This window comes from Streptomyces aureus, assembly GCF_001418135.1.
In the GTDB taxonomy this organism is placed as follows: Bacteria; Actinomycetota; Actinomycetes; order Streptomycetales; family Streptomycetaceae; genus Streptomyces; species Streptomyces aureus_A.
Genome location: NZ_LIPQ01000652.1, coordinates 1 through 2,044, shown reverse-complemented (window position 1 = coordinate 2,044; position 2,044 = coordinate 1). Strand labels below are relative to the sequence as shown.

Below are 2,044 nucleotides of genomic sequence, written 5' to 3'. Positions count from 1 at the left end.
CGTCGTGCTGGTCGCCGTCCTGATCTTCCTCGCCTGGCGGCAGTACGGTCCCGGCGTCGCGGTGCGGGACGTCACCGTCAGCGCCCCGGGGCCCGGGCTGGGCTGCGACGGCACGGCGGACGTGGTGGGCCTGGTTCGCACGGACGGGCGACCGGGCACGCTCACGTACCGCTGGGAGCGCAGCGACGGAACCCGGTCCGGGGTCCTGAGCGAGAAGCTGGCCCGCGGGCAGAAGGAAGCGAGTCTCCGTCTCCTGTGGACCTTCCACGGACCCGGAACGCACCGGGCCGTGGCACGGCTCGTGATCACCTCCCCCAGCGCCCACTCGTCGGCCGCGACGTTCACGTACGACTGCGGCTGACTCCGGCAGCGTGGCCGGGACCGTCCGCCGTCCGCTGCCGGCCGGACGGCCCGGCGTCACTTCAGGTGTCGGTCCAGGAACCGGCACCCGTCCTCCAGCTCGAACCACGGGGTGCCGGTGTGCCCTCCGAGGTTGGCGTGCAGCGTCTTCTCCTTGCTGCCGAAGGCGTCGAAGAGGTCCAGGGCCCGTTGCCGGGGGTTTCCTTCGTCGTCCCACTGCAGCAGGAACAGCAAGGGAACGGTGACCCGCCGGGCCTCCTCGCGCTGCGCGCGGGGCACGTATCCCCCGGCGAAGAAGCCCGCGGCCGCGATGCGCGGCTCGGCCACCGCCAGCCGGATGCCGAGGGCGGTCCACCCCCCGGAGTACCCGACCCGGTCACCGGTCTCGGGCAGTTCGAGGACGGCGTCCAGCGTGGTCTGCCATTCCGGGACCGCGTTCTCGACCAGCGGGCCGATGAAGGACTCGAAGATCTCGTCGACCGGTTCACCGGCCTGCATCGCCCGCCGGAGGTCGGCACGGACCCGCTCGTCGGCGGCGGAACGGGGACGGTCACCGCATCCGGCGGCGTCGATGGTGGCCACCGCGTAGCCGCGCGACGCGGTGTACCGGGCCCGGGCCACCAGCCGGGGGTCCGCCTTGGGCAGGCCGTTGTTGTGGGACATCAGGACCAGCGGGGCCGGCGAGGATCCAGGGGTCCAGAGGGTGCCGGGGATCTCGCCGAGGGTGAATTCGCGCTCGAGGACGCCGTCGTCGAGGCGTCGTTCAGAAGTGAATCGCACGGTCGTGCCTTTCGGGAGGGCTCTTGAACGGCGCTCCCGGACGACCTATCGCCCGACCGTGACCCCGGAGGGGAGCACCCATGTCGATACTGCGTTCACGGGTACCACCTCCTCGTTCTCTCGCACGGCCTCCGCGAGGCTAGCAACGGTCGCGGTGGTCGGCCAACGGGTTTTCCCAGGAGGTGTTCGAGGCGTCTTCGTACCGACATGCGCGGGGACCCGCCCGGTGATGCAATGGAGCCACTGAGAGAGCCACGACACCAGGGGTTACGCCGTGAACGACGAAGCCGAAGAACTGGGACCGATCGACTATCTGATCGTGGAGTTCCCGGGCAACCGAATGACCGGTGAGGGCCTGCCCCTCCTGGTCGATCTCGTGGACCGTGGCCTCATTCGCATCCTCGACCTGACCTTCGTCAGGAAGGAGGAGGACGGCTCGGTGAGCGGCCTGGAGATCGCCGACCTCACCGGTGACGGCGAGCTCGACCTGGCCGTCTTCGAGGGCGCGTCCTCCGGACTCCTCGGCCAGGACGATCTCGAAGAGGCCGCGAACGCCCTGCAGCCGGGCAGCTCCGCCGGCATCCTCGTCTACGAGAACCGCTGGGCCGCGCCCTTCGCGGCGGCCCTGAACCGCGGCGGTGCCCAGGTGGTCGCCTCCGGACGGATTCCGGTGCCCGCTCTCCTGGCCGCGCTCGACACCACGGACGACGCTCGCTGAGCGTCGGCCGACGTCAGTCGAGGAAAGAAGGGAAATCACATGCCAGGCCTCCTCCGCGGTGTCGCGCGTACGGCCGTCGTCGCCGGAACCGCAACCGCCGTGTCGAATCGGGTGAGCCGCCGCCAGGCGGGCAGGTGGGCGGCGCAGCAGGAACCGCAGTACGCGGCTCCGCCCCCGCCCCCGCCC

General features: G+C 71.1%; 2 protein-coding genes and 2 pseudogenes. 3 read left to right on the top strand and 1 reads right to left on the bottom strand.

The window, feature by feature from the left end; genetic code table 11:
* Positions 1-361, top strand: a pseudogene (locus tag AOK00_RS35675) (hypothetical protein); the annotation flags it as partial.
* Between the two features lie 56 nt (positions 362-417).
* On the opposite strand, the gene AOK00_RS35670 reads toward AOK00_RS35675, so the two are convergent.
* Complete coding sequence (locus AOK00_RS35670) at positions 418-1,140, bottom strand: dienelactone hydrolase family protein (RefSeq protein WP_055604249.1); 723 nt, start codon at positions 1,138-1,140, stop codon at positions 418-420.
* A 274-nt stretch (positions 1,141-1,414) separates the two neighbouring features.
* On the opposite strand from AOK00_RS35670, the gene AOK00_RS35665 reads away from it, so the two are divergent.
* Together AOK00_RS35665 and AOK00_RS41035 are read left to right on the top strand one after the other, a co-directional pair.
* Complete coding sequence (locus AOK00_RS35665) at positions 1,415-1,858, top strand: DUF6325 family protein (RefSeq protein WP_173861741.1); 444 nt, start codon at positions 1,415-1,417, stop codon at positions 1,856-1,858.
* Between the two features lie 39 nt (positions 1,859-1,897).
* A pseudogene (locus AOK00_RS41035) lies at positions 1,898-2,044 on the top strand (SHOCT domain-containing protein); the annotation flags it as partial.